The sequence below is a fragment of the Streptomyces sp. NPDC093261 genome (assembly GCF_044753645.1).
Lineage (GTDB): Bacteria > Actinomycetota > Actinomycetes > Streptomycetales > Streptomycetaceae > Streptomyces.
Map to the genome: position 1 here is coordinate 236,018 of NZ_JBIVNO010000010.1, position 24,971 is coordinate 260,988.

General features: G+C 70.3%; 17 protein-coding genes and 2 pseudogenes. 11 read left to right on the forward strand and 8 right to left on the reverse strand.

Features of this window, described 5'->3' with window-relative positions:
* Positions 1-65: 65 nt before the first annotated feature.
* From ACIP94_RS22640 to ACIP94_RS22660, 5 genes are all read right to left on the reverse strand, one after another.
* Positions 66-869, reverse strand: coding sequence for a nucleoside phosphorylase (locus ACIP94_RS22640; RefSeq protein ID WP_402428380.1), 804 nt, complete (start codon positions 867-869; stop codon positions 66-68).
* A 212-nt stretch (positions 870-1,081) separates the two neighbouring features.
* On the reverse strand, positions 1,082-2,689 hold the full coding sequence (locus ACIP94_RS22645; RefSeq protein WP_402428383.1) for an FAD-dependent oxidoreductase: 1,608 nt from the start codon (positions 2,687-2,689) through the stop codon (positions 1,082-1,084).
* 6 nt (positions 2,690-2,695) lie between these two features.
* On the reverse strand, positions 2,696-4,234 hold the full coding sequence (glpK, locus tag ACIP94_RS22650) for a glycerol kinase GlpK (protein WP_402428386.1): 1,539 nt from the start codon (positions 4,232-4,234) through the stop codon (positions 2,696-2,698).
* 86 nt (positions 4,235-4,320) lie between these two features.
* A complete protein-coding gene (locus tag ACIP94_RS22655; protein ID WP_402428389.1) occupies positions 4,321-5,109 on the reverse strand; it encodes an MIP/aquaporin family protein in 789 nt (262 codons plus the stop codon).
* Positions 5,110-5,852: 743 nt separating this feature from the next.
* Positions 5,853-6,617 (reverse strand): IclR family transcriptional regulator, encoded by a 765-nt coding sequence (locus ACIP94_RS22660; RefSeq protein WP_402428392.1) that lies wholly within the window; start codon positions 6,615-6,617, stop codon positions 5,853-5,855.
* Between the two features lie 267 nt (positions 6,618-6,884).
* Here ACIP94_RS22660 and metH point away from each other — a divergent pair, with 267 nt between their 5' ends.
* From metH to ACIP94_RS22675, 3 genes are all read left to right on the forward strand, one after another.
* On the forward strand, positions 6,885-10,409 hold the full coding sequence (gene metH, locus ACIP94_RS22665; protein WP_402428395.1) for a methionine synthase: 3,525 nt from the start codon (positions 6,885-6,887) through the stop codon (positions 10,407-10,409).
* 419 nt (positions 10,410-10,828) lie between these two features.
* Positions 10,829-11,530 carry an HAD family hydrolase gene (locus ACIP94_RS22670; protein WP_402428399.1) on the forward strand — a complete coding sequence of 234 codons (702 nt, stop codon included), beginning with the start codon at positions 10,829-10,831 and terminating at the stop codon, positions 11,528-11,530.
* 420 nt (positions 11,531-11,950) lie between these two features.
* Positions 11,951-13,555, forward strand: coding sequence for an ABC transporter substrate-binding protein (locus ACIP94_RS22675; protein ID WP_402428402.1), 1,605 nt, complete (start codon positions 11,951-11,953; stop codon positions 13,553-13,555).
* A 140-nt stretch (positions 13,556-13,695) separates the two neighbouring features.
* On the opposite strand, the gene ACIP94_RS22680 is transcribed toward ACIP94_RS22675, so the two are convergent.
* The gene (locus tag ACIP94_RS22680; RefSeq protein ID WP_402428405.1) at positions 13,696-14,367 is read right to left on the reverse strand and encodes a response regulator; all 672 of its coding nucleotides are present in this window, start codon (positions 14,365-14,367) and stop codon (positions 13,696-13,698) included.
* Positions 14,368-14,720: 353 nt separating this feature from the next.
* Positions 14,721-15,593 (reverse strand): annotated as a pseudogene (locus ACIP94_RS22685) (RecB family exonuclease); the annotation flags it as partial.
* Between the two features lie 218 nt (positions 15,594-15,811).
* Here ACIP94_RS22685 and ACIP94_RS22690 point away from each other — a divergent pair.
* The 3 genes from ACIP94_RS22690 (at position 15,812) to ACIP94_RS22700 (ending at position 19,160) form a co-directional block, all read left to right on the forward strand.
* Positions 15,812-17,410, forward strand: coding sequence for a site-2 protease family protein (locus tag ACIP94_RS22690; protein WP_402428408.1), 1,599 nt, complete (start codon positions 15,812-15,814; stop codon positions 17,408-17,410).
* Between the two features lie 56 nt (positions 17,411-17,466).
* Complete coding sequence (locus tag ACIP94_RS22695; RefSeq protein WP_402428411.1) at positions 17,467-18,369, forward strand: tRNA (adenine-N1)-methyltransferase; 903 nt, start codon at positions 17,467-17,469, stop codon at positions 18,367-18,369.
* 215 nt (positions 18,370-18,584) lie between these two features.
* Positions 18,585-19,160 carry a hypothetical protein gene (locus tag ACIP94_RS22700; protein WP_402428414.1) on the forward strand — a complete coding sequence of 192 codons (576 nt, stop codon included), beginning with the start codon at positions 18,585-18,587 and terminating at the stop codon, positions 19,158-19,160.
* A 116-nt stretch (positions 19,161-19,276) separates the two neighbouring features.
* Here the strand turns inward: ACIP94_RS22700 and ACIP94_RS22705 are convergent, their stop codons facing one another.
* Entirely contained in the window at positions 19,277-19,579 is a 303-nt protein-coding gene (locus ACIP94_RS22705) for a ferredoxin (protein WP_402428417.1), read from the reverse strand.
* A 246-nt stretch (positions 19,580-19,825) separates the two neighbouring features.
* Here ACIP94_RS22705 and arc point away from each other — a divergent pair, with 246 nt between their 5' ends.
* The 5 genes and pseudogenes from arc (at position 19,826) to prcB (ending at position 24,953) form a co-directional block, all read left to right on the forward strand.
* Complete coding sequence (gene arc / locus ACIP94_RS22710) at positions 19,826-21,592, forward strand: proteasome ATPase (protein WP_402428420.1); 1,767 nt, start codon at positions 19,826-19,828, stop codon at positions 21,590-21,592.
* 233 nt (positions 21,593-21,825) lie between these two features.
* Positions 21,826-23,337, forward strand: a complete 1,512-nt coding sequence (gene dop / locus ACIP94_RS22715) for a depupylase/deamidase Dop (protein ID WP_402428423.1) — start codon at positions 21,826-21,828, stop codon at positions 23,335-23,337.
* A 181-nt stretch (positions 23,338-23,518) separates the two neighbouring features.
* Positions 23,519-23,737, forward strand: a complete 219-nt coding sequence (locus tag ACIP94_RS22720; RefSeq protein WP_356149350.1) for a ubiquitin-like protein Pup — start codon at positions 23,519-23,521, stop codon at positions 23,735-23,737.
* Positions 23,738-23,994: 257 nt separating this feature from the next.
* Positions 23,995-24,156 (forward strand): annotated as a pseudogene (locus ACIP94_RS22725) (endonuclease domain-containing protein); the annotation flags it as partial.
* Positions 24,108-24,953: a proteasome subunit beta gene (gene prcB / locus ACIP94_RS22730; protein ID WP_402428426.1), complete on the forward strand. Its 846-nt coding sequence runs from the start codon at positions 24,108-24,110 to the stop codon at positions 24,951-24,953. The pseudogene ACIP94_RS22725 and the gene prcB, both read left to right, overlap by 49 nt.
* Positions 24,954-24,971 lie beyond the last annotated feature (18 nt).

Consider the following 24,971-nt stretch of genomic DNA (forward strand, 5'->3'; position numbering starts at 1 on the left):
GGCGCCAGTGGGCCGAACGGGGGAGTGGATCATGATGCCGGCGCGGCAAACCGCCCCCGGCCCGCTCAGGCCGGGGCCTCCGGATCCGCCGCCCCCTGCACCGCATCCGTCGGCGCCTCCTCCCACGCCAGCAGCCGCAGTGCCTCCAGGGCGACGACCGCGCCCCGCTCCACGCCCCGAGCCACCACCTCGCGGTACGGGTCGTAGCCGCCCGTGGAGAAGGGCGCCTTCTCGTCGACCAGTTCGTCGGCGCTGACCCCGTCCACCACCAGCACGCCACCCGCGACCAGCCCGCGCAGGGAGGCGGTCACCAGCAGCGCCGACAGCTCCATCTCGATCGCCGCGAGACCCGCCCCGTCGTACGCGTTCAGCGGGATCAGCCCGGGCTGGAAGGCCGCCCGGGTCCACACGATCCCCCGGTGGTGCGGCACGCCCGCCTCCCGGGCCGCGCGCACCAGGGCGAGGACCGCCTCCGGCGCGGACACGGCCGGGTACTCGGGCGGCAGTACCTGCTGGGTGACACCGTCGTCGCGGACCGCCGCCTGCGCGATCACCAGATCCCCGTCGCCGATTTCCGGCCGCATGGCACCCGCCGTGCCGAGCCGAAGGATCGTCCGGACGCCCACGTCCGCCAGCTCCCGGAAGAGCAGGATCGCGCCCGGCGCGCCCACCCCGTGCGAGGCGACCGTCACCGGCAGGCCCTTCCAGCTCCCGCGGAACACCCGGTACTCGCGGTAGTACGACACCTCCTCGGCCCCGTCGAGCAGCGCGGCGACGGTGGCCGTGCGCGCCGGGTCGCCCACGACGACGGCGTACGGGGGCAGCCCGGTGCGCGGGATCCGGGTGACGGGCGACAGGTCCTGCGTCATCGGGCGGCTCCGGTGGGTCGGCGAGGCCAGGAGGCGGCGCGCGTGGCGCACACCGGATACCGTACGCAGCCCGGCCCCGCCCGTGATCACCGACCGCACGCCAGGGCGTGGCGTCCTACCGGCTGCCCGGTCCCAGAGGGCGCATCGGCAGCGGTGGCGGCGCACACGAAAGGGGCGGCTTCGTGCGGGAAGCCGCCCCCGTCGTGGGGGACCTACTTCTTGTCGAGCAGGTCCTGCACCTTGCCGCGCACCTCGCCCGTGGCCAGGCCACGGATCGTCAGGGTGGTGCGGCGGCGCAGCACGTCGTCCGCCGTCTCCGCCCACTCGTGGTCGCGGGCGTAGACGACCTGCGCCCAGATCTCCGGCGCGTCCGGGTGGACGCGCTCGCCCAGCTCGGGGTTCTCGTTCGCGAGCCGCGCGATGTCGAAGGCCAGCGAACCGTAGTGGGTGGCCAGGTGCTTGGCGGTGTCGGGCGCCATGCGCGGGCCGGGCGCCGGACCGTCCACGACCAGCCGGTGGGCGACCGCGCGCGGGTTGGCGATGCCGGGCAGCGGCAGCTTCCTCGGAAGCGTGGAGATCGGCTCGAAGTCGTCGCCGAGCGGACGGCCCGGCAGGGACTCCAGCTTCTCCATGACCGTACGGCCGATGTGCCGGAAGGTGGTCCACTTGCCGCCCGCCACGGACAGCATGCCGCCCCGGCCCTCGGTGACGACGGTCTCGCGCTTGGCCTTGGCGGTGTCACCGGGGCCGCCGGGCAGCACCCGCAGACCGGCGAAGGAGTAGGTGATCAGCTCACGCCGCAACTGCTGGTCCCGGACGGAGAAGGCCGCCTCGTCGAGGATCTGGGCGATGTCCTTCTCGTTCACCCCGACCTCGGCCGGGTCGCCCTCGTACTCCTCGTCCGTGGTGCCGAGCAGCAGCATGTCCTCCCAGGGGAGGGCGAAGGTGATGCGGTACTTGTCGATCGGGGTCGCGAGCGCCGCCTTCCAGGGGGAGGTGCGCTTGAGGACCAGGTGCACACCCTTGGACAGACGTATGGAGGGCGCAGCGTTCGGGTCCTCCATCCGGCGCAGATGGTCGACCCACGGGCCGGTCGCGTTCAGCACCAGCCGCGCGTCGACACCGAACTCGTCCCCGGAGGCCCGGTCCCTCAGCTCGGCACCGGTGACCCGGCCCCTGGTGAAGCGCAGGCCGGTGACCTCCGCGTGGTTCAGGACGACGGCGCCCGCCTCGACGGCCGCACGCACCGTCATCAGCGCCATGCGCGCGTCGTTCATCTGGTCGTCGCCGTACACGGCCACGGCCTTGAGGTTCTCGGTGCGCAGCTCCGGCACGTCCTGCTGCGCCTTGGCCGGCGACAGCAGGTGCCCCACGCCGTCACCGAACGCCGACAGCGCGGAGTAGGCGAAGACGCCCGCCCCGAGCTTCGCCGCGCCGTGCGGCCCGCCCTTGTACACGGGGAGGTAGAACGTGAGCGGGTTCGCCAGGTGGGGGGCCACCTGACGGGACACCGCACGGCGCTCGAAGTGGTTCTCCGCCACCAGCCTCACCGCGCCGGTCTGCAGATAGCGCAGTCCGCCGTGGAGCAGCTTGGAGGAGGCGGAGGAGGTGGCGCCGGCGAAGTCGCCGGCGTCCACCAGCGCCACCCGCAGGCCCGACTGCGCGGCATGCCAGGCCGTGGAGATGCCCAGGATTCCGCCGCCGATCACCAGGAGGTCGTAGGTCGCCCTGGACAACTGCTCCCGGGTCTCGGCGCGGCTCGGGGTGGAGCCGTAGGCCGGGTGGGTCCCCAGAGCCGGGACACTCTGCAGGGTGGTCATCGCGAATTACTCCTCGTCTTCGATCCAGCCCATGGTCCGCTCGACGGCCTTGAGCCAGTTCTTGTACTCACGGTCGCGGGTCTCCGCGTCCATGTGGGGCGTCCACTCGGCGGCCCGGCGCCAGTTGGCGCGCAGGTCGTCGGTGCTGGTCCAGAAGCCGACGGCGAGACCGGCGGCGTAGGCGGCGCCGAGGCAGGTGGTCTCGGCGACCATCGGACGCACCACCGGTGCGTCCAGGACGTCCGAGAGCGTCTGCATCAGCAGGTTGTTGGAGGTCATGCCGCCGTCGACCTTGAGTGCCGAGAGCTCGACGCCCGAGTCCTTGGTCATGGCGTCGGTGATCTCCCGGGTCTGCCAGGCGGTAGCCTCCAGGACGGCGCGCGCGAGGTGCGCCTTGGTGACGTACCGGGTCAGGCCGGCGATCACACCGCGCGCGTCGGAGCGCCAGTACGGGGCGAACAGACCGGAGAAGGCCGGCACGAAGTAGGCACCGCCGTTGTCCTCGACCGTGAGCGCCAGCGTCTCGATCTCGGCGGCGGTCTTGATCAGGCCCATCTGGTCGCGCATCCACTGCACCAGGGAGCCGGTGACGGCGATCGAGCCCTCCAGGGCGTAGACCGGCCGCTCGTCGCCGATCCGGTAGCCGACCGTGGTCAGCAGGCCCGAGTAGGAGTTGATGATCTTCTCACCGGTGTTCATCAGCATGAAGGTGCCGGTGCCGTAGGTGGACTTGGCCTCGCCCTCGGAGAAGCAGGTCTGGCCGAACAGGGCCGCCTGCTGGTCGCCGAGCGCGGAGGCGACCGGGATGCCGCCGAGCAGGTCGCCGAGCTTGCCGCCCTTGACCTCGCCGTAGACCTCCGCGGAGGAGCGGATCTCGGGCAGGATCTGCTGCGGGACGCCGATGGACTCGCAGATCCTGTCGTCCCACTCCAGCGTGTGCAGGTTCATGAGCAGGGTGCGGGAGGCGTTGGTCACGTCGGTGACGTGGTGGCCGCCGTCGACACCGCCGGTCAGGTTCCAGATGACCCAGGTGTCCATGGTGCCGAAGAGGATGTCGCCCGCCTCGGCGCGCTCCTTGAGACCGTCGACGTTGTCGAGCAGCCAGCGGGCCTTGGGCCCGGCGAAGTAGGAGGCCAGCGGCAGACCGGTCTCGCGGCGGAAGCGGTCCTGGCCGACGTTGCGGCCCAGCTCCTTGCAGAGCGCGTCGGTGCGGGTGTCCTGCCAGACGATGGCGTTGTGGACGGGCTCACCGGTGTTCTTGTCCCACAGCACGGTGGTCTCGCGCTGGTTGGTGATGCCGATGGCCTTGATGTCGTCACGGGTGATGCCGGCCTTCTCGATGGCTCCGGCGACGACCTCCTGGACGTTGGTCCAGATCTCGGTGGCGTTGTGCTCGACCCAGCCCGGCTTCGGGAAGATCTGCTCGTGCTCCTTCTGGTCGACGGAGACGATGCGGCCGTCCCGGTCGAAGACGATGCAGCGGGAAGAGGTCGTGCCCTGGTCGATGGCGGCGATGAACGGGCCGGCGGTGTGTGCGTCGGTCACGGTGTGCTCCTGGGATTCCATGGATAAGCGGGGCGGTCTTTACGGCGCTGTGCTGAGAGCGGGATGTCCGGAGAGGCTCAGTCTTCTCAGGCGAAGGCGACGTTGTATATGCCTGCGGCGATCGCGCCGCCGATCAGCGGACCGACGACCGGGATCCAGGCGTAGCCCCAGTCGGAGCCGCCCTTGTTGGGCAGAGGGAGGAGCGCGTGCACGATGCGCGGACCGAGGTCACGGGCCGGGTTGATCGCGTAGCCGGTGGGGCCACCCAGGGAGAGACCGATCGAGACCACCACGAGCGAGGTGATCAGGGCGCCCAGGGTGCCGAGGCCGTTGCCCTTGTCGTTCAGGCCCTGGGTGAGGACCGCGAGCACCAGCACGATCGTGCCGATGATCTCCGTGGCCAGGTTCATCACCGCGTTCCGGACCTCGGGACCGGTGGAGAAGACGCCGAGCACGGGGCCGGCCTGGGCCTCCTGGGCCTCCACGGCCTTGGTGTCCTGCGCCCCCGGACCGCCGACGATCTCTCTGTCGGTGAGGTGGGCGTGGAACTGGCCGTAGTAGGCGACCCAGACCAGGGTGGCACCGATCATGGCGCCGAGCAGCTGACCGGCCCAGTAGACCGGGACGTTGCTCCAGTCGCCGTCCTTGATGGCGAGTGCGAGCGTCACGGCCGGGTTCAGGTGGGCGCCGGACAGCGGCGCCGACGTGTAGACGGCCGTCAGAACGGCGAAGCCCCACCCGAAGGTGATGGCGAGCCAGCCGGCATTGCGGGCCTTGGAGGCCTTCAGCGTGACAGCGGCGCAGACGCCGCCGCCGAGCAGGATGAGTATGGCGGTACCGATGGTCTCGCCGATGAAGATGTCGGAGCTGGACACCCGCGACTCCTTTGTCCTTCGTCCAGGGGAAGGCGAACCCCGGGTCCCTCCGGTGGTCCGCGCCCTCGGGGGTGAGAGCGATGTCGGCCCTTGGCGTTGTCACACTCTAACGTGTATTGCCGGTAGGTGTTCGACAATGCCGACCGATGGACGGGAGTCTCGCTTCCGGTTCGCCAGCACGTCAAGAGTTCGGTAATCGAATGCGGGATCGTTATTGATCGCCGCGAGTCATCGATCATGAGCCGGGTGCGCACCGCGCCCGAGCAGGTACGTTTCGTGGCCGCCCGGGGGCGGCGGAGACGGGCCCGGGGCGGGGGCCCCGCGCAGGATCGCCGCCTTGCGTCGGGTGTCGCGGCGGGACCGGTGAACGGGGCGCGGGCGTGGGCGCGGGCAGGGGTTGTGGGCAAGCGCAAGGTCCTACGGGCGCACACCCGGGGCGTGCGCACACGCGCAGCCGCGGGTGCGCGCGAGGCGGGGGTCCGCGCGAGGGGGGTGCGCGCGAGGGAGGTGCGCGAGGCGAGGGTGCGCGAGGCCGCGGACGGGTGCGGGCAGGGCTGCGGGCGGGTGCGAGGCGGGCGGTGCGCCAAGGCGGCGGGGCGGGTGCGTGCAAGGCGGCGGGCGGTGGGCGCAAGACGGCGGCCGGTGCGCGCAAGGTGGCCGGCGCCCGAAAGGGGTCGGTACGTCGCGTGCGTACCGGCTTCAGGCTCCTGGCCTCCGATGGGAGTACGAGGAGCGCGGGAGGCTCAGAACCGCCCGGCGCCCAGGTCCCGCGACACCGCGCGGGCACAGTCGCGGACCGCCGCGATCAGCTCGGGGCGCAGTTCGCCGTCCCGGCACACCCGTTCCACCGCGCCGGTGATGCCCACCGCGCCCACCGGCATCCGCCGCCGGTCGTGGATGGGGGCCGCCACGGAGGCGACTCCGGTCCAGGTCTCCTCGACATCGGCCGCGTAGCCCCTGGCCCGGGTCAGGTCGAGGAGGTGCTCGAAGTCGTCCGGCTCGCACACCGTGCGGTCGGTGAACGCCTTGCGGTCGTTCTCCAGCGCCTCGCTGTGCGCCACGGGGTCGTACGCCGACAACACCTTGCCGAGGGCCGTGGAGTGCAGCGGCTGCATGGCCCCGATCTCCAGGACCTGCCGGCTGTCGTCGGGCCGGAAGACGTGATGCACGATCAGCACGCCCTGCTGGTGCAGCACCCCCAGGTAGACGCTCTCACCGCTCGAGCGGGCCAGGTCGTCCGTCCACACCAGGGCGCGCGCCCGCAGCTCGTGCACATCGAGATAGGTGGTCCCGAGGCGCAGCAGTTCGGCCCCCAGCTGATAGCGGCCCGAGGCGGCGTCCTGCTCGACGAACCCTTCCTGCTGGAGCGTGCGGAGTATGCCGTGGGCCGTGCCCTTGGCGAGGCCCAGTGACGAGGCGATGTCCGACAGGCCGAGCCGCCGCTCGCCGCCCGCGAGCAGCCGCAGCATCGCGGCCGCCCGTTCGAGCGACTGGATGTTCCGTGCCATCCCCGTCCTGCCTCCGTCCTTCGACCTGTCGCCGACCGTCTTAGACCACCGTTCGGCAATGCCGAACACTACCGGTCGTTGCCGACCTCCCGCTAATGGGTGGTCGCCATCCGTTCCGTCGGAATCCCCGTGCGGGTCACATGAGGCACGCCCGTCCGCCCCGTGGACGCCTCTGACCGTAGGGCCTACCGGGGGCTACCCTGGCCGCGTGCGCCTTCCGTGGGAAGCGCAAAGCCGACAGCCGTCGCACTCCAGGGAGCATCTTCCATGGCCTCGTTGCCGAATCCGTCCCCTTCGTCCGCCTCTACCGATCCCCGGACCCGAGTCGACGCCCTCCGGGAAGCCCTCGCCGCCCGTGTCGTGGTGGCCGACGGCGCGATGGGCACGATGCTCCAGGCGCAGGATCCGACCCTGGAGGACTTCCAGGGCCTCGAAGGCTGCAACGAGATCCTCAACCTCACCCGCCCCGACATCGTGCGCTCCGTCCACGAGGCGTACTTCGCCGTGGGCGTCGACTGCGTGGAGACCAACACCTTCGGTGCCAACCACGCGGCCATGGCCGAGTACGAGATCGCCGACCGCGTGTACGAGCTGTCGGAGGCGGGCGCGCGGATCGCCCGCGAGGTCGCCGACACGTTCGCCGCGGAGGATGATCGTCAGCGCTGGGTGCTGGGCTCCATCGGCCCCGGCACCAAGCTGCCCACCCTCGGCCACGTCGCCTACACCACGATCCGCGACGGCTTCCAGGCCAACGCCGAGGGCCTGCTCTCCGGCGGCTCCGACGCCCTCATCGTCGAGACCACCCAGGATCTGCTCCAGACCAAGGCCTCGATCCTGGGCGCCCGCCGCGCCATGGAGGCCACCGGCATCGAGGTGCCGCTGCTGTGCTCGATGGCCTTCGAGACCACCGGCACCATGCTGCTCGGTTCCGAGATCGGCGCGGCGCTGACCGCGCTGGAACCCCTCGGCATCGACATGATCGGCCTCAACTGCTCGACCGGCCCCGCGGAGATGAGCGAGCATCTGCGCTATCTCACCCGCCATGCGCGCATCCCGCTGCTGTGCATGCCGAACGCCGGACTGCCGGTGCTCACCAAGGACGGCGCGCACTTCCCGCTCGGCCCGGAGGGCCTCGCCGACGCCCAGCAGAACTTCGTCCGCGACTACGGGCTCTCCCTGGTCGGCGGCTGCTGCGGCACCACCCCCGAGCATCTGCGCCAGGTCGTCGAGCGGGTCCGCGGCCTCGCCCCGGTCGAGCGCAGCCCGCGGCCCGAGCCGGGCGCCGCCTCCCTCTACCAGAGCGTGCCGTTCCGCCAGGACACCGCCTATCTGGCGATCGGCGAGCGCACCAACGCCAACGGCTCGAAGAAGTTCCGCGAGGCCATGCTGCAGGGCCGCTGGGACGACTGCGTGGAGATGGCCCGGGAGCAGATCCGCGAGGGCGCGCACATGCTCGACCTGTGCGTCGACTACGTGGGCCGCGACGGCGTCGCCGACATGGAGGAACTCGCCGGCCGTTTCGCCACCGCCTCCACCCTGCCGATCGTGCTGGACTCCACCGAGGTCGACGTCCTCCGCGCGGGCCTGGAGAAGCTCGGCGGCCGGGCCGTCATCAACTCGGTCAACTACGAGGACGGCGACGGCCCGGAGTCGCGGTTCGCGAAGGTGACCCGCCTCGCACGCGAGCACGGTGCCGCGCTCATCGCCCTGACCATCGACGAGGAGGGCCAGGCCCGTACCCCCGAGAAGAAGGTGGAGATCGCCGAGCGGCTGATCGCCGACCTGACAGGGAACTGGGGCATCCGGGAGGAGGACATCCTCATCGACGCCCTGACCTTCACCATCTGCACCGGCCAGGAGGAGTCCCGCAAGGACGGCATCGCCACCATCGAGGCGATCCGCGAGCTGAAGCGGCGTCACCCCGATGTGCAGACCACCCTGGGGCTGTCGAACATCTCCTTCGGCCTCAACCCGGCCGCCCGCATCCTGCTCAACTCCGTCTTCCTCGACGAGTGCGTCAAGGCCGGGCTCGACTCCGCGATCGTGCACGCCTCGAAGATCCTGCCGATCGCGCGCTTCGACGAGGAACAGGTCACCACGGCCCTCGACCTGATCTACGACCGCCGCACCGAGGACTACGACCCGCTTCAGAAGCTGATGGCGCTGTTCGAGGGCGCCACCGCCAAGTCGCTGAAGGCGGGCAAGGCCGAGGAACTGGCCGCGCTGCCGCTGGACGAACGCCTCAAGCGGCGGATCATCGACGGCGAGAAGAACGGCCTGGAAGCCGACCTCGACGCGGCCCTGGAGACCCGCGAGGCCCTCACCATCGTCAACGAGACGCTCCTGGACGGCATGAAGGTCGTCGGTGAGCTGTTCGGCTCCGGCCAGATGCAGCTGCCGTTCGTGCTCCAGTCCGCCGAGGTCATGAAGTCCGCCGTGGCCTACCTCGAGCCGCACATGGAGAAGACCGACGAGGCCGGCAAGGGCACCATCGTGCTCGCCACCGTGCGCGGCGACGTCCACGACATCGGCAAGAACCTCGTCGACATCATCCTGTCCAACAACGGCTACAACGTCGTCAACCTCGGTATCAAGCAGCCGGTCTCCGCGATCCTGGAGGCCGCCGAGGAACACCGGGCCGATGTCATCGGCATGTCAGGGCTCCTGGTCAAGTCCACGGTGATCATGAAGGAGAACCTGGAGGAGCTGAACCAGCGGGGCCTCGCCGCCACCTACCCGGTCATTCTCGGCGGCGCGGCGCTCACCCGCGCTTATGTCGAACAGGACCTGCACGAGCTGTACGAGGGCGAGGTCCGCTACGCCCGCGACGCCTTCGAGGGCCTGCGTCTGATGGACGCGCTCATCGGTGTCAAGCGGGGCGTGCCCGGGGCGAAGCTGCCCGAACTGCGGCAGCGCCGGGTGCGGGCCGCCGCCGTCGAGATCGAGGAGCGGCCCGAGGAGGGTCATGTCCGCTCCGACGTCGCCACCGACAACCCCGTGCCCGCCCCGCCCTTCTGGGGCACCCGCGTCATCAAGGGCATCCCGCTCAAGGAGTACGCCTCCTGGCTGGACGAGGGCGCGCTCTTCAAGGGCCAGTGGGGCCTGAAGCAGGCTCGCACCGGTGAGGGACCGACGTACGAGGAACTCGTCGAGACCGAGGGCCGGCCTCGGCTGCGCGGCCTGCTCGAACGGCTCCAGACGGAGAACCTTCTCCAAGCGGCCGTCGTCTACGGCTACTTCCCGTGCGTGTCCAAGGACGACGACCTGATCGTCCTCGACGAGGCGGGCAACGAGCGCACCCGGTTCACCTTCCCGCGCCAGCGCCGGGGCCGGCGGCTGTGCCTCGCCGACTTCTTCCGCCCCGAGGAGTCCGGCGAACAGGACGTCGTGGGCTTCCAGGTCGTCACCGTCGGCTCCCGGATCGGCGAGGAGACCGCGCGCCTCTTCGAGTCGAACTCCTACCGCGACTACCTTGAACTGCACGGCCTGTCCGTGCAGCTGGCGGAGGCGCTCGCGGAGTACTGGCACGCGCGGGTGCGCGCCGAACTCGGCTTCGCCGGCGAGGACCCGGCCGACATCGAGGACATGTTCGCCCTCAAGTACCGCGGCGCCCGCTTCTCACTCGGCTACGGCGCCTGCCCCGACCTGGAGGACCGGGCCAAGATCGCCGAGCTTCTGGAGCCGGAGCGGATCGGCGTCCATCTCTCGGAGGAGTTCCAGCTCCACCCGGAGCAGTCCACGGACGCGATCGTGATCCACCACCCGGAGGCCAAGTACTTCAACGCCCGATAGCGCCCTGGCGCCGGTCCGGCGCGCCTCACGCCGGACGGCTCCGCGAGCGCACGTCACGGCGGACGGCTTCGCGAGCGCGCCTCGGGTCGACGGGCTTCGCGAGCGCACCTCACGCCCGACGGCTCCGCGAGCGTGCATCGCACCGACCGGCTCCGCGAGCGCGCTGCGCCCGGGAGCGACACCTGCGTGCCGCGCGCACGCACCGACACCGGGCGTACGGGTGCGGACCCGCCCGGCGTGGGGGGCCGCACCGGTACGGGCCCCGGGCCACCGGCCTGCGCGCCATCGGCCTGCGCGCGGCGCGCCCGGCCGGTGTCACCACGCACTTTCCCCGCGACCGTCGTACACTGGTCGGTCCACCGCAGGCCGGTTCCCCCTCCGGGAACCGGCCTGGTCGTCCCTTGAAGGAGGTACGCCGGATGACCACCACGGTCCCCGCGCTCGGAACCCGTACGGCCGAAGGCTCCGCCCTGCAGGCCGTGCTCCTCGACATGGACGGCACCCTGGTGGACACCGAGGGTTTCTGGTGGGACGTCGAGGTCGAGGTCTTCGCCTCCCTCGGCCACACCCTCGACGATTCCTGGCGCCATGTCGTGGTGGGCGGCCCCATGACGCGCAGTGCCGGCTTCCTGATCGAGGCCACCGGCGCCGACATCTCCCTCGAGGACCTCAGCGTGCTGCTCAACGACGGGTTCGAGGACCGCATCGACCACAGACTGCCCCTGATGCCCGGCGCCGCCCGGCTGCTGGCCGAGCTGGCGGCGCACGAGATCCCCACCGCCCTGGTATCCGCCTCGCACCGGCGCATCATCGACCGGGTTCTGGCCGCGATCGGCCCCCAGTACTTCGCGCTCACCGTCGCCGGCGACGAGGTGGAGCGCACCAAGCCGTTCCCGGACCCCTACCTCCTGGCGGCCTCGGGCCTCGGCGCCGACCCCACCCGGTGCGCGGTCGTCGAGGACACCGCCACCGGTGTCGCGGCCGCCGAGGCAGCCGGCTGCATGGTGGTCGCCGTGCCGTCGGTCGCCCCCATCACCCCCGCCCCCCGCCGCGCCGTGGTGGCCTCTCTCGAAGAGGTCGACCTGCCATTTCTCCGTGGTTTGATGACGGAAATGCGCTGATCGTTCACCCAGCGTGCATCCCGAATGGATGCAATACCTCAGGGTGTCCAGCCGAATGAATTCATACCCCGCCGCCCAGCCGAATTGGGGTGCGGCCCCGCGGACTTCAGGGTGTGATGTTCGTCACGTGCGCAGGGGTCGACAGTGTGGGCGAAGTGTGCAGATCACCCCCGATCGGGTGCCCCCGGCGGGCCCTTGTGTCCCGATTGATGGAACGCTGCACGAATCCTTCCCCGAGCGGTTTTTCGGTGCGTCCGCAACCGGTTTCACAGCGTGATGGGAACTCAACTCCGGTGGCGGTGAACCCTCGTGCGGGCGCGGACTAATCTCATCGCGAGAACATCGCCACAACCCCGTGATCCCTCGCACCACCCCTGCTTGACGGATACACGGATCCAACAGCCCTGGAGAAACTCGAGCATGAACCGCAAGACTTTGGTGCTGCCGGCCGTCGTCGGTCTGCTCACCCCCGTCCTCGCTGCCTGCGGCGGGTCCGACAGCGGGGGTAAGAGCGGTGACGCCATCGTCGTCGGAACCACCGACCGGTTCACCGCCTCCGGCGACACGCCCGCGCCCGTCGACCCGGCGTACGCGTACGACGTCGGCAGCTGGAACATCCTCCGGCAGACCGTGCAGACGTTGATGGTCCAGCCCCGCGGCGACGGCGAACCCGAGCCCGAGGCCGCCGAGAGCTGCGGCTTCACGGACACCGGCAACGAGCGCTACGCCTGCAAGCTGCGCAGCGGCCTGAAGTTCTCCAACGGCGACCCGGTGACCGCGGCCGATGTGAAGTTCTCCATCGAACGCGCCCTCTCCCTCAAGGCCGACAGCGGTGTCTTCGCGCTGCTGTCCACCATCGACACCGTCGAGACGCAGGGCGACAACCAGGTCATCTTCCATCTGAAGACCGCGGACGCCACCTTCCCGTTCAAGCTGTCGACGCCGGTCGCCGGCATCGTCAACCCCAAGGACTACGAGAAGAACAAGCTGCGCAACGGCTTCCAGGTCGACGGCTCCGGCCCGTACACCATGCAGGCCGACGTCTCCAACAACGAGCTGATCAAGGCCACCTTCAGCAAGAACCCCAACTACAAGGGCCTGCTGAAACCCAAGAACGACAAGGTGGTTCTGGAGTCCTTCAAGGACGCCGACGCCATGGGCGCCGCCCTCGAAAAGGGCGACATCGACGTCATGACCCGCCAGATGTCCCCGGACCAGATCCGCAAGCTCCAGAACGACACGTCCGGCAACGTCAACCTCGTCGAGATGCCGGGCCTCGAAATCCGCTACCTGGGCTTCAACACCGATGCCCCGTCGGTGAAGAGCAAGGCCGTCCGCCAGGCCATGGCCCAGGTCATCGACCGCAGCGCCCTGGTCTCCAAGGTGTACGGCTCCCAGGCCCAGGCGCTGTACTCGCTGGTCCCGGCCACCATCACCGGCCACTCCAACGCCTTCTTCAACAAGTACAGCGACCCGAGCGTGGCCAAGGCCCGCACGCTGCTGAACAAGGCGAACATCACCACCCCGGTGAAGCTGACCCTGCACTACACGACCGACCACTACGGCCCGGCCACCGCCAAGGAGTTCGAGGTGCTCAAGGAGCAGCTCAACGGCAGCGGGCTGTTCGACGTCGATGTCCAGGGCGCGCCCTGGGACAAGTTCCGCCCGGCCGAGAAGAAGGGCGCGTACGACGTCTACGGCATGGGCTGGTTCCCCGACTTCCCGGACGCCGACAACTACCTCGCGCCGTTCCTCGACAAGGACAACACCCTCGGCTCGCCGTACGACAACACCGAGATCCGCAACACGCTGATCCCGCAGTCCCGGCGTGAGGCCGACCGTCTCACCGCGTCGAAGAGCCTCACCGACATCCAGGACATCGTCGCCGACGACGTGCCGATCCTCCCGCTGTGGCAGGGCAAGCAGTACGTCGCCACCCGGGATGACATCACGGGCAGCGAGTACGCGATGAACTCCTCCTCCACGCTGCAGCTGTGGGAGCTCGGCCGCGGTGTGAGCGGCTGATCCGACGCGCATGCCAAGACCCCCCGGGCCGTCCGGCCCGGGGGGTCTTGGCATGTATGTGCGGAACATCGCCCAACGTCCCACGGCGGGCGGGCCGTTCGAGGCGGCCGTGAGGATGCCGCGCTCTCGCGCGGCCGCGACTACTGCGCGCCGGGGCGCACCAGCCCGCTCTCGTACGCGTACACCGCGGCCTGCACCCGGTCCCGCAGTCCCAGCTTCGTCAGCACATGACCCACATGCGTCTTGACCGTGGTCTCGCTGACGAACAGGTCGGCGGCGATCTCGGCGTTGGACAGGCCGCGCGCCACCAGCTTCAGCACCTCCACCTCACGTTCGGTGAGGGTGTGCAGGGTGTCCGGAACCGGCTCGTCCCCGGACGGCAGATGCCCCGCGTACTTATCGAGCAGACGGCGTGTGATGCTCGGAGCGAGCATCGCCTCGCCCGCCGCGACCACGCGGATCGCCTGCACCAACTCGTCGGCCGGCGCGTCCTTGAGGAGAAAGCCGCTGGCACCGGCGCGCAGCGCCTCCACCACGTACTCGTCGAGATCGAAGGTGGTCAGCACCAGCACCTTCGCCGGGCCGTCCCGCCCGGGCCCGGTGATCTGCCGGGTCGCCTCCACCCCGTCCATCCGCGGCATGCGGATGTCCATCAGGACCACATCGGGCTGGAGGGCACGCACCTGGTCGAGCGCCTGGAGGCCGTCTCCGGCCTCGCCGACGACCGCGATGTCCTGCTCGGCCTCCAGGATCATCCGGAAGCCCGTGCGCAGCAGCGGCTGGTCGTCGACCAGTAGGACGCGGATGGCCACGTAAGTCTCCTTCGCTAGTCCGGCCCCATTCTGCCCTGCTCGGCCCCGTCCGATTCGGGCACCCTGACCGCCGCCGACCACACCTCCCCGGGGACGCCCGCCGGGCCGGCGGGCGTCTCGCCGCCGGGGGCCGGCACCGTTTCCCCGGTGACGCCCACCGGGCCTGCGATCGCGTCCCCGCCGGGGGCCGGTACCGGCAGCGGCTGTGTCTCCGGGGTGCCGGCTTGCGTTCCCTCGGCCGCCCCGCCGGGGGCCGGCAGCGGCTGTGTCTCCGGGGTGCCGGCTTGCGTTCCCTCGGCCGCCCCGCCGGGGGCCGGTACCGGCTGCGTCTCCGGGGCGGCGACCCCCGTCCCCTCGGCCGCGCCCCCGTCACGGACCCGCACCGGCAGTGGATACGGCGGGGGAGTGCCGCCGAATTCCGGGCAGACGGCCTGGTGGTCGCACCAGCCGCACAGCTTGGTGGGGCGCGGCCGCCAGACACCCGTCTCCGTCGCCCGCCGGATCGCCTCCCACAGTGCGTGCAGCTTGCGCTCGACGCGCTCCAGATCCGCGAGCACCGGGTCGTATGTCAGCACATCGCCACTGCCGAGATAGACGAGCTGAAGCCGCCGCGGGACGATCCTCTTCAGCCGCCACACCACCAGGGCGTAGAACTTCATCTGGAACAGCGCGCCCTCGGCGTACTCGGGCCGGGGCGCCTTGCCCGTCTTGTAGTCGACGATCCGCACCTCACCCGTGGGCGCGACGTCGACACGGTCGATGATCCCGCGCAGCTTCAGCCCGGAATCCAGCTCCGCCTCCACGAACAGCTCGCGCTCGGCCGGCTCCAGACGGGTCGGGTCCTCCAGCGTGAACCAGCGCTCCACGAGCTGCTCCGCCTCGCCGAGCCAGCGCGCCAGCCGCCCACCCTCCGGATCGTCCGCGAACAGCTCCGCGACCTCCGGTCGGGTCTCCCGCAGCCGGTCCCACTGGCCCGGGATGAGGGACTTGGCCCGGGGCGCGGTCCGCTCGACCGCGGGCGCGTCGAACAGCCGCTCCAGTACCGCGTGCACCAGCGTCCCCCGGGTCGCCGCCTCGCTTGGCTTCTCGGGCAGTTTGTCGATCACCCGGAAGCGGTAGAGAAGCGGACACTGCATGAAGTCGCCGGCGCGCGAGGGCGACAGCGACGCCGGAGGCGCGGCGGCCACGGCGGACTGCTCGGCGGAGCCGTCGGTGCTGGTATCCATGCCCACAGACCATACGGCCCGCCACTGACAGTGACACGGCCGCTCCCACCGGCCCGGCGGGTTCCGGGCACCGGCACGGCCGCGTGGTTCGTGCGACGGCGGGGAGAACAGAGGGGGTGCCGGGGCGGAACGCGACGCGACGGCCGAATACCATCGACCCAGACCCTCCCACCCGGCACCAACCGGGGCCGGGGAGACGCTTCGATCGAGGGGACATCGTGGACGAGAGCGGCGGGAGCGGACAGCCGCGCCCCGGAAACGGCGGGCCGACCGACCCCGAGGCGGCCCCCCCGACGCGGCCCGCCGACACCGCGCGCCCCGGGCAGGACCGGCCTCGCCCGACGACCGAGCCGACCGCGCCGCGGGAACCGGCGCGCGCGCTGCCCGAGGAGCCCCGGACGCAGGCCCCCGCCGACGGCGAACCGGCCCCGGCCACGGACGACGACGGCACCCCGCCGGACCGGGAGGACCGGCACGACGCCGAGCCTGATTCCCCGGCACACCCCGCGCCGCGGCCGGACCCGGCTCACTCCGCCGGCCGAACGGCCCCCGAGCCGCACGACACCACCACACCGCCCTCCGCCCCCGGCCGCGACCTGCACCCGGCCCACGGCCACGCCCACTCCGGAATCGCCGGCCAGGGGCGCCCCCCACAGCGCCCCAGAGAACCCGGCGGCGGCATCCTCATGGGCCGGCCCTTCGGCGTCCCCGTCTACGTCGCCCCCAGCTGGTTCCTCGTCGCCGCCCTGATCACCTGGGTGTTCGGCGGCCAGCTCGACCGCGTGCTGCCCCAGCTCGGCGCCGCCCGCTACCTCGTCTCCCTCTTCTTCGCGGTGGCCTTCTACGCCTCCGTCCTCGTCCACGAGCTGGCCCACACCGTCGCCGCCCTCCGCTTCAAGCTCCCGGTGCGGCGCATCCAGCTCCAGTTCTTCGGCGGCGTCTCCGAGATCGAGAAAGAGGCGGAGACCCCGGGCAGGGAGTTCGTCCTCGCCTTCGTGGGCCCCCTGCTCTCCCTCGTGCTGGCCGGGATCTTCCACCTCGCCATGCGGCTCGTCCAGCCCGGCACCGTCCCCGGCGTCCTGCTGGCCGGGCTGATGGTCTCCAACCTCATCGTGGCCGCATTCAACCTGCTCCCCGGCCTCCCCCTCGACGGCGGCCGCATGCTGCGCGCCGTCGTCTGGAAGATCACCGGCCGGCCGATGAGCGGCACCGTCGCCGCCGCCTGGGTCGGCCGCGCCCTCGCCATCGCGGTCCTGATCGGCCTGCCGCTGCTCACCCAGTCGGGCGCCCTCGGCTCCACCGCCGAGGACAACGTGGGCATGGACACCGTCACCGACGCCCTGCTCGCCGCCATCCTCGCCGCCATCATCTGGACCGGCGCCGGCAACAGCCTCCGCATGGCCCGGCTGCGCGAACACCTGCCCGAACTGCGTGCCCGCGCCCTCACCCGCCGCGCCGTCCCCGTCGAGAGCGACACCTCCCTGTCCGAGGCCCTGCGCCGCGCCAACGCCGCCGGCGCCCGAGCCCTCGTCGTCGTCGACGGCCACGGCCGGCCCCTCTCGCTCGTCCGTGAGTCCGCCATCGCCGGCGTACCCGAGCACCGCCGGCCCTGGGTCAACGCCAGCGAACTCGCCCAGGAGCTCACCGACGGCATGCGCGTCTCCGCGGAACTCGCCGGCGAGGACCTCCTCGACGCCCTGCGCGCCGCCCCCGCCACCGAATACCTCGTCGTCGAGGAGAACGGCGAGATCTACGGCGTCCTGTCCGCCGCGGACGTAGAGCGCGCCTTCGTGAAGGCCATGGCCCGCCCCAGCTGAGCCCCCGCGCTCTTCGCGTGGTCGGTGGCCCCTTCCGCGACCGGTAGGCTGGTCACATGTCCGAACCGACCGGTGCCGCCCGCCGTCGCGGGCCCTTCAAGGTCGGGGACCAGGTACAGCTGACCGACCCCAAGGGCCGCCACTACACGTTCACGCTCGAAGCCGGGAAGAACTTTCACACCCACAAGGGTTCCTTCCCGCACGACGAACTGATCGGCGCACCCGAGGGCAGCGTTGTCCGCACCACCGGGAACGTCGCCTACCTCGCGCTGCGCCCCCTGCTCCCCGACTACGTCCTGTCCATGCCCCGCGGGGCAGCCGTCGTCTACCCCAAGGACGCGGGGCAGATCCTCGCCTTCGCCGACATCTTCCCCGGCGCCCGCGTCGTGGAGGCCGGCGTCGGCTCCGGCTCGCTCAGCAGCTTCCTGCTGCGCGCCATCGGCGACCAGGGCTCGCTCCACAGCTACGAGCGCCGCGCCGACTTCGCCGAGATCGCGCAGGCCAATGTCGAGCGCTACTTCGGCGGACCGCACCCCGCCTGGCAGCTCACCGTCGGCGACCTCCAGGACAACCTGAACGACACCGACGTCGACCGTGTCATCCTCGACATGCTCGCCCCCTGGGAGTGCCTGGAGGCCGTCTCCAAGGCACTCGTCCCCGGCGGCATCCTGTGCTGCTACGTGGCCACCACCACCCAGCTCGCCCGGACCGTCGAGTCCATCCGCGAGATCGGCTGCTTCAACGAGCCGACCGCCTGGGAGACGATGATCCGCAACTGGCACATCGAAGGCCTGGCTGTCCGCCCGGACCACCGGATGATCGGCCACACCGGCTTCCTCCTCACCGCCCGCCGCCTCGCCGACGGCGTCGAGCCGCCCATGCGCCGCCGCCGCCCCGCCAAGGGCGCCTACGGCGAGGACTACGCCGGCCCCAACGCGGACGGAGGCGCCGGCCGCTGAGCCGGTCCCGCACCGCATCCAACGCACGAGCGCCGTGGCCGAGTTCCCGTACCCTCAGCGGAACTCCACCACGGCGCTCGCCCGTTGGGGCCCCGCCCACCGCGGAACCCTGAAGCGCCACCGGAAGTCGGCACCCGCCGTTCCCCCGCACTGTGACGTGTGGCACGATGCGGGGCACCCCCACCGGCACAGCCCTCACAGGAGACACTTCTCTCGTGCAGCACCCCGCCGTTCCGGAACTCGCGCACACCACCACCCGGCCCATCCACTGGGTCGCCACAGCCACCGCGGTCTCCGGCGTGATCGCGCTGACCTCCCTGCTGCAACCCGGTTCCGCGACCGCGGCCCAGCCCCAGCCCCGGGCCAGGGCGGCCTCCGCCACGGCCATGCCCCCCGACCCCGCCAAGGTCCACTTCCCCCTCGACTGCGGCCCCACCAAGGTGCTCGTCGCGAAGAAGGCCACCGGCGACCTCGACGGTGACGGCCGCCCCGAGACCGTGGCCGTCGTCCACTGCGACGCGAGCATGGGCACCCCGCCCGACGGCGCCTACGTCCTCACCCAGGCCGCCGGCGCCACCGAACCCCGTGTCGTCGCCACCCTCGTCGACCCCAAGGACCGCCTCACGGTCACGGGCCTCGCCGTCCGGGACGCCGCCGTCACCGCGACCCTGCTCGGCTACTCCTCGGCCGACGTACCGAGTTGCTGCCCCGACGTGAAGAGCTCCGCCGAATGGCGGTGGAAGGGCGGCGCGTTCATCCGCTCCACCCCCTCCGCCGCCCGGACCGTGTGACGCCGCTCACCACCCCCGGGACCCACGTCCGCATGACCGCCCGGGGGCACCGGGGCGTCGGGCGGGCGAACCCGGTGTGAGAAAACAGACATGCATGACAGCCTGTGGTCGTACGATCACTCGGCGTCAGGGCCGTGGATCTCCACCTTGTCCGAAACCCGACGTACATGGATGCACTCACCGGGACACTCCCGCGCCGAGTCGACCACATCCGTGAGAAGCGGCAGCGGCACGGGGGTTGTGGCCCCCTTGGCCTGCAGAAGCTCGTCCTCCGGACCCTTCACGTAGGCCAGGCCGTCGATATCCAGCTCGAAGACCTCGGGCGCGTACTGGGCACAGATGCCGTCGCCAGTACACAGATCCTGGTCGATCCAGACCTCCAGCGCCTCGCCGTCGACTTCGGCCTGCTGCACGGTCATCTCTCCTGCCGTTTTCTGCGCAGAGCGGCCCCGGGAATCCGGCCAGCCCTGACGGGTGTTGAACACTCCGACCCTACCCTCGGCCGCTTTCCAATCATGTTCGGTGGGTATTCCCCTGGCGTGAGGGAGAGCGCAAGGGTGAAGATCGGACACACCTCGACAGTCTTTGTGATCTAGGGGTTTCAATCGACACCCACCCAGGTAGGGTCTGGAAGCGTCCAGCTCCCCTTGGAGGAGGTGAGGACCGTGGCAGCCCACGACGACGACATTAACCGCGGCATCCGCCCGGGACGAGGGTCCGAGGACCCGGCCGGGCAGATCGCCTACCTTGAGCAGGAGATCGCCGTCCTGCGACGCAAGCTCGCCGACTCTCCGCGACACACGAGGATTCTCGAAGAGCGGATCGTCGAGTTGCAGACCAACCTGGCCGGCGTGTCCGCGCAGAACGAGCGGCTCGCCAACACGCTCCGTGAGGCCCGCGACCAGATCGTGGCCCTCAAGGAGGAGGTCGACCGGCTCGCCCAGCCGCCGGCCGGCTTCGGTGTCTTCCTGCAGGCGAACGAGGACGGCACGGCCGACATCTTCACCGGAGGCCGCAAGCTCCGGGTGAACGTCAGCCCCAGCGTGGAGCTCGAGGAACTCCGCCGCGGCCAGGAAGTAATGCTCAACGAAGCGCTCAACGTGGTCGAGGCCATGGAGTTCGAGCGCGTCGGGGACATCGTCACCCTCAAGGAAGTCCTCGAGGACGGCGAGCGCGCCCTGGTGCTCGGGCACACCGACGAGGAACGGGTGGTACGGCTCGCCGAGCCGCTGCTGGACGTCACCATCCGACCCGGCGACGCCCTTCTGCTCGAACCCCGCTCCGGCTATGTCTACGAGGTCGTACCGAAGAGCGAGGTCGAGGAACTCGTCCTCGAAGAGGTCCCCGACATCGGCTACGAGCAGATCGGCGGCCTCGCGGGCCAGATCGAAGCCATCCGCGACGCGGTCGAGCTGCCCTACCTCTACCCCGACCTCTTCAAGGAGCACGAACTGCGCCCGCCCAAGGGCGTCCTGCTCTACGGCCCTCCGGGGTGCGGCAAGACCCTCATCGCCAAGGCCGTGGCCAACTCCCTGGCGAAGAAGGTCGCCGAGGTCACCGGCCAGGCCGCCGGGAAGAGCTTCTTCCTCAACATCAAGGGCCCCGAGCTGCTGAACAAGTACGTCGGCGAGACCGAGCGGCAGATCCGCCTCGTCTTCCAGCGCGCCCGGGAGAAGGCCAGCGAGGGCACCCCCGTCATCGTCTTCTTCGATGAGATGGAGTCGCTCTTCCGCACCCGCGGCTCCGGCGTCAGCTCGGACGTGGAGAACACCATCGTCCCCCAGCTGCTCGCCGAGATCGACGGCGTGGAGGGCCTGCAGAACGTGGTCGTCATCGGCGCCTCGAACCGCGAGGACATGATCGACCCGGCGATCCTGCGACCCGGCCGCCTCGACGTCAAGATCAAGATCGAGCGTCCCGACGCCGAAGCGGCCAGGGACATCTTCGGCAAGTACCTCACCGAGAACCTCCCCCTGCACGCCGACGACGTCAGCGAGCACCGGGGCGACAAGGCGGCCACCGTCCAGGGCATGATCCAGACCGCCGTGGAACAGATGTACGCCGAGTCCGACGAGAACCGTTTCCTGGAGGTCACCTACGCCAACGGTGACAAGGAAGTCCTCTACTTCAAGGACTTCAATTCCGGCGCCATGATCGAAAACATTGTCGGACGCGCCAAGAAAATGGCGATCAAGGACTTCCTCGAACACAACCAGAAAGGCCTCAGGGTCTCCCACCTCCTCCAGGCGTGTGTGGACGAGTTCAAGGAGAACGAGGACCTGCCCAACACCACCAACCCCGACGACTGGGCCCGCATCTCCGGAAAGAAGGGCGAGCGGATCGTCTACATCCGTACCCTGATCACCGGAAAGCAGGGCGCGGACACCGGACGCTCCATCGACACGGTGGCGAACACCGGTCAGTACCTGTAAAAGGCAGGACGGCTGCGGGTCCCGTCATCGGGTACCCGCAGCCGACCCTTTTCCGGACACGGCCGGAGCAAGGCAATGACGCAAATGATCTCCCCACCAGCGCAAAGGCGTTCTAGGCTCTTTCGTACCACCGCGTCGCGCCGTGCGGGGACGGGCACCGCACGCGCACCGGAGCACCAGCGGTACTTGAGCGCCGCCCCCGACCGAGGGCGCCGCCTGGCAAGGAGGGCCGCATGACCGTACGGCGAGTAATGGGCATCGAGACGGAGTACGGCATCTCCGTCCCCGGCCACCCCAACGCCAATGCCATGCTCACCTCATCCCAGATCGTCAACGCCTACGCGGCGGCGATGCACCGGGCCCGCCGGGCCCGCTGGGACTTCGAGGAGGAGAACCCGCTGCGGGACGCGCGAGGCTTCGACCTCGCCCGCGAGGCCGCCGACGCCAGCCAGCTCACCGACGAGGACATCGGCCTGGCCAATGTGATCCTCACCAACGGCGCGCGACTGTACGTCGACCACGCCCACCCCGAATACAGCGCCCCCGAGGTGACCAACCCCCGCGACGCCGTCCTCTGGGACAAGGCCGGCGAGCGGATCATGGCCGAGGCCGCGGAACGCGCCGCCCAGCTTCCCGGAGCCCAGCCGATCCACCTCTACAAGAACAACACCGACAACAAGGGCGCCTCCTACGGCACGCACGAGAACTACCTGATGAAGCGGGAGACCCCCTTCTCCGACATCGTGCGCCACCTCACGCCCTTCTTCGTCTCCCGCCAGGTCATCGCCGGCGCCGGCCGCGTCGGCGTCGGCCAGGACGGCCACGAACACGGCTTCCAGCTCAGCCAGCGCGCCGACTACTTCGAGGTCGAGGTCGGCCTCGAGACGACACTCAAGCGGCCCATCATCAACACACGGGACGAACCGCACGCGGACGCGGAGAAATACCGCCGCCTCCACGTGATCATCGGCGACGCGAACCTGTCGGAGATCTCGACCTACCTCAAGCTGGGCACGACCGCCCTGGTCCTGTCGATGATCGAGGACGGCTTCATCGCCGTCGACCTCGCCGTCGACCAGCCCGTCCGCACCCTCCACCAGGTCTCACACGATCCCGGACTCAAGCGCCTCGTCACGCTCCGCAGCGGCCGGACACTCACCGCCGTCCAGCTCCAGATGGAGTACTACGAGCTCTCGCGCAAGTACGTGGAGGAGCGCTTCGGGGCCGACGCCGACGACCAGACCAAGGACGTGCTCTCCCGCTGGGAGGACACGCTGAACCGCCTGGAGCGGGACCCCATGAGCCTGGCCGGCGAACTGGACTGGGTCGCCAAACGCGAGCTCATGGAGGGATACCGGCGCCGCGACAGCCTCGACTGGGACGCCGCCCGGCTCCATCTGGTGGACCTCCAGTACGCCGACGTACGGGCCGAGAAGGGCCTCTACAACCGTCTGGTGGCCCGTGGGCGCATGAAGCGGCTCCTGGACGAGGCCGAGGTCGAGCGGGCCCGCACAAAGCCGCCGGAGGACACGCGCGCGTACTTCCGCGGCCGCTGCCTGGAGCAGTACGCGGACGACGTCGCGGCGGCCTCCTGGGACTCGGTGATCTTCGATCTCCCGGGCCGGGACTCGCTGCAGCGCGTTCCAACCCTGGAACCGCTTCGCGGAACGCGTAATCACGTCAAGGCGCTGCTGGACCGCTGCCGTACGGCGGAGGACCTGGTCAGGGTGCTCTCCGGCGGCTGAGCGGGTGTACGGGCGCCTCGGCCGGGCAGGGTAGTAAATCCCGGCGCCCGGGAATCATCGAGGCGGTCCCCGTACGTTGGAGCAACCACGGGGCCGATGTCGGACCGGGCTTGTAGGGTCTGATCATCACCGATCGGCAGGAATGCCGACCATGTCGGGCGAACTGAGCGGGGTGAGGGTTATGGCGACCAAGGACACCGGCGGCGGACAGCAGAAGGCCACGCGCTCCACCGAGGAGGTCGAGGAGCAGGCGCAGGACGCGCAGGCTACCGAGGACCTGAAGGAGCGGCACGAGAAGCTGAGCGACGACGTGGACTCGGTTCTGGACGAGATCGACGACGTACTCGAGGAAAACGCAGAGGACTTCGTGCGTTCCTTCGTTCAGAAGGGTGGGCAGTAGCCCGTCTTCCCCTTCGATTCGAAGGCGGGTGAGGGGCAGGGGTGGCGACGAGGCCTGGGACGAAGCGCTGCGGGCGGTGCGGCGAGGTCGATCCGCGCGCAGCCTTCGCCGTCAAGCGGACGAACCTCGACGGCATGCGGCACCGCCGCCGCGCGTGCGCGACCGGCTGATCGCCTCTCAGGGCCTCTCAGGGCCTCTCAGGGGGTGTCTGCTGTGTCTGCCGGGCAGCTCCGGCAACCCGGGTTGATCACCGTCATGAGACGGGTAGGGTCCGTGGCGTACTGTGCTTCAACTGCAATTCCGGCCTCGGCCTGTTGGGGGAGGACCCCGAAGCGATGTACCGAGCTGCCGACTATCTGGAAGGAAACGCGTGGAAGCCAACCCTCGTAGCACCGGGCGTCTACCGGCTGCCTTCCTGACGCCCGGGTCGTCGTCCTTCATGGACTTCCTCTCCGAGCACCAGCCCGAGCTGCTGCCCGGCAAACGGCAGCTGCCGCCCACCCAGGGCGTGATCGAGGCCCCGCACGGCACCACCATCGTGGCCGCGACGTTCCCGGGGGGCGTCGTGCTCGCGGGTGACCGCCGGGCGACCATGGGCAATGTGATCGCCCAGCGGGACATCGAAAAGGTGTTCCCCGCGGACGAGTACTCGGCGGTCGGCATCGCCGGCACCGCCGGCCTCGCCGTGGAGATGGTGAAGCTGTTCCAGCTGGAGCTGGAGCACTTCGAGAAGGTCGAGGGCGCTCAGCTGTCCCTCGAGGGCAAGGCGAACCGCCTGTCGACCATGATCCGTTCCAACCTGGGCATGGCCATGCAGGGCCTTGCCGTGGTGCCGCTCTTCGCCGGGTACGACATGGACCGCGAGAAGGGCCGCATCTTCTCCTACGACGTGACGGGCGGCCGCTCCGAGGAATACGGCTACGCGGCCACGGGTTCCGGCTCGATCTTCGCGCGCGGCGCCATGAAGAAGCTCTACCGTGATGATCTGACCGAGGAGCAGGCCACCACGCTGGTGGTCCAGGCCTTGTACGACGCGGCAGACGACGACTCGGCGACAGGCGGTCCCGATGTCGCGCGCCGGATCTATCCGATCGTCACCGTGATCACCGAGGACGGCTTCCGCCGGCTCACCGAGGACGAGGCGGGTGACATCGCCCGTGCGGTCCTGCAGCACCGGCTGGACCAGCCGGACGGTCCGAAGGCCGCCCTGCTCTGACGCCGGGCCCTTGGTTGT

Excerpts from the sequence above, each read along its gene's own strand:
- ACIP94_RS22640 (WP_402428380.1), bottom strand. The coding sequence starts at position 869 with ATGACGCAGGACCTGTCGCCCGTCACCCGGATCCCGCGCACCGGGCTG.
- ACIP94_RS22645 (WP_402428383.1), bottom strand. The coding sequence starts at position 2,689 with ATGACCACCCTGCAGAGTGTCCCGGCTCTGGGGACCCACCCGGCCTAC.
- ACIP94_RS22660 (WP_402428392.1), bottom strand. The coding sequence starts at position 6,617 with ATGGCACGGAACATCCAGTCGCTCGAACGGGCGGCCGCGATGCTGCGG.
- metH (WP_402428395.1), top strand. The coding sequence starts at position 6,885 with ATGGCCTCGTTGCCGAATCCGTCCCCTTCGTCCGCCTCTACCGATCCC.
- ACIP94_RS22670 (WP_402428399.1), top strand. The coding sequence starts at position 10,829 with ATGACCACCACGGTCCCCGCGCTCGGAACCCGTACGGCCGAAGGCTCC.
- ACIP94_RS22675 (WP_402428402.1), top strand. The coding sequence starts at position 11,951 with ATGAACCGCAAGACTTTGGTGCTGCCGGCCGTCGTCGGTCTGCTCACC.
- ACIP94_RS22695 (WP_402428411.1), top strand. The coding sequence starts at position 17,467 with ATGTCCGAACCGACCGGTGCCGCCCGCCGTCGCGGGCCCTTCAAGGTC.
- ACIP94_RS22705 (WP_402428417.1), bottom strand. The coding sequence starts at position 19,579 with ATGACCGTGCAGCAGGCCGAAGTCGACGGCGAGGCGCTGGAGGTCTGG.
- dop (WP_402428423.1), top strand. The coding sequence starts at position 21,826 with ATGACCGTACGGCGAGTAATGGGCATCGAGACGGAGTACGGCATCTCC.
- ACIP94_RS22720 (WP_356149350.1), top strand. The coding sequence starts at position 23,519 with ATGGCGACCAAGGACACCGGCGGCGGACAGCAGAAGGCCACGCGCTCC.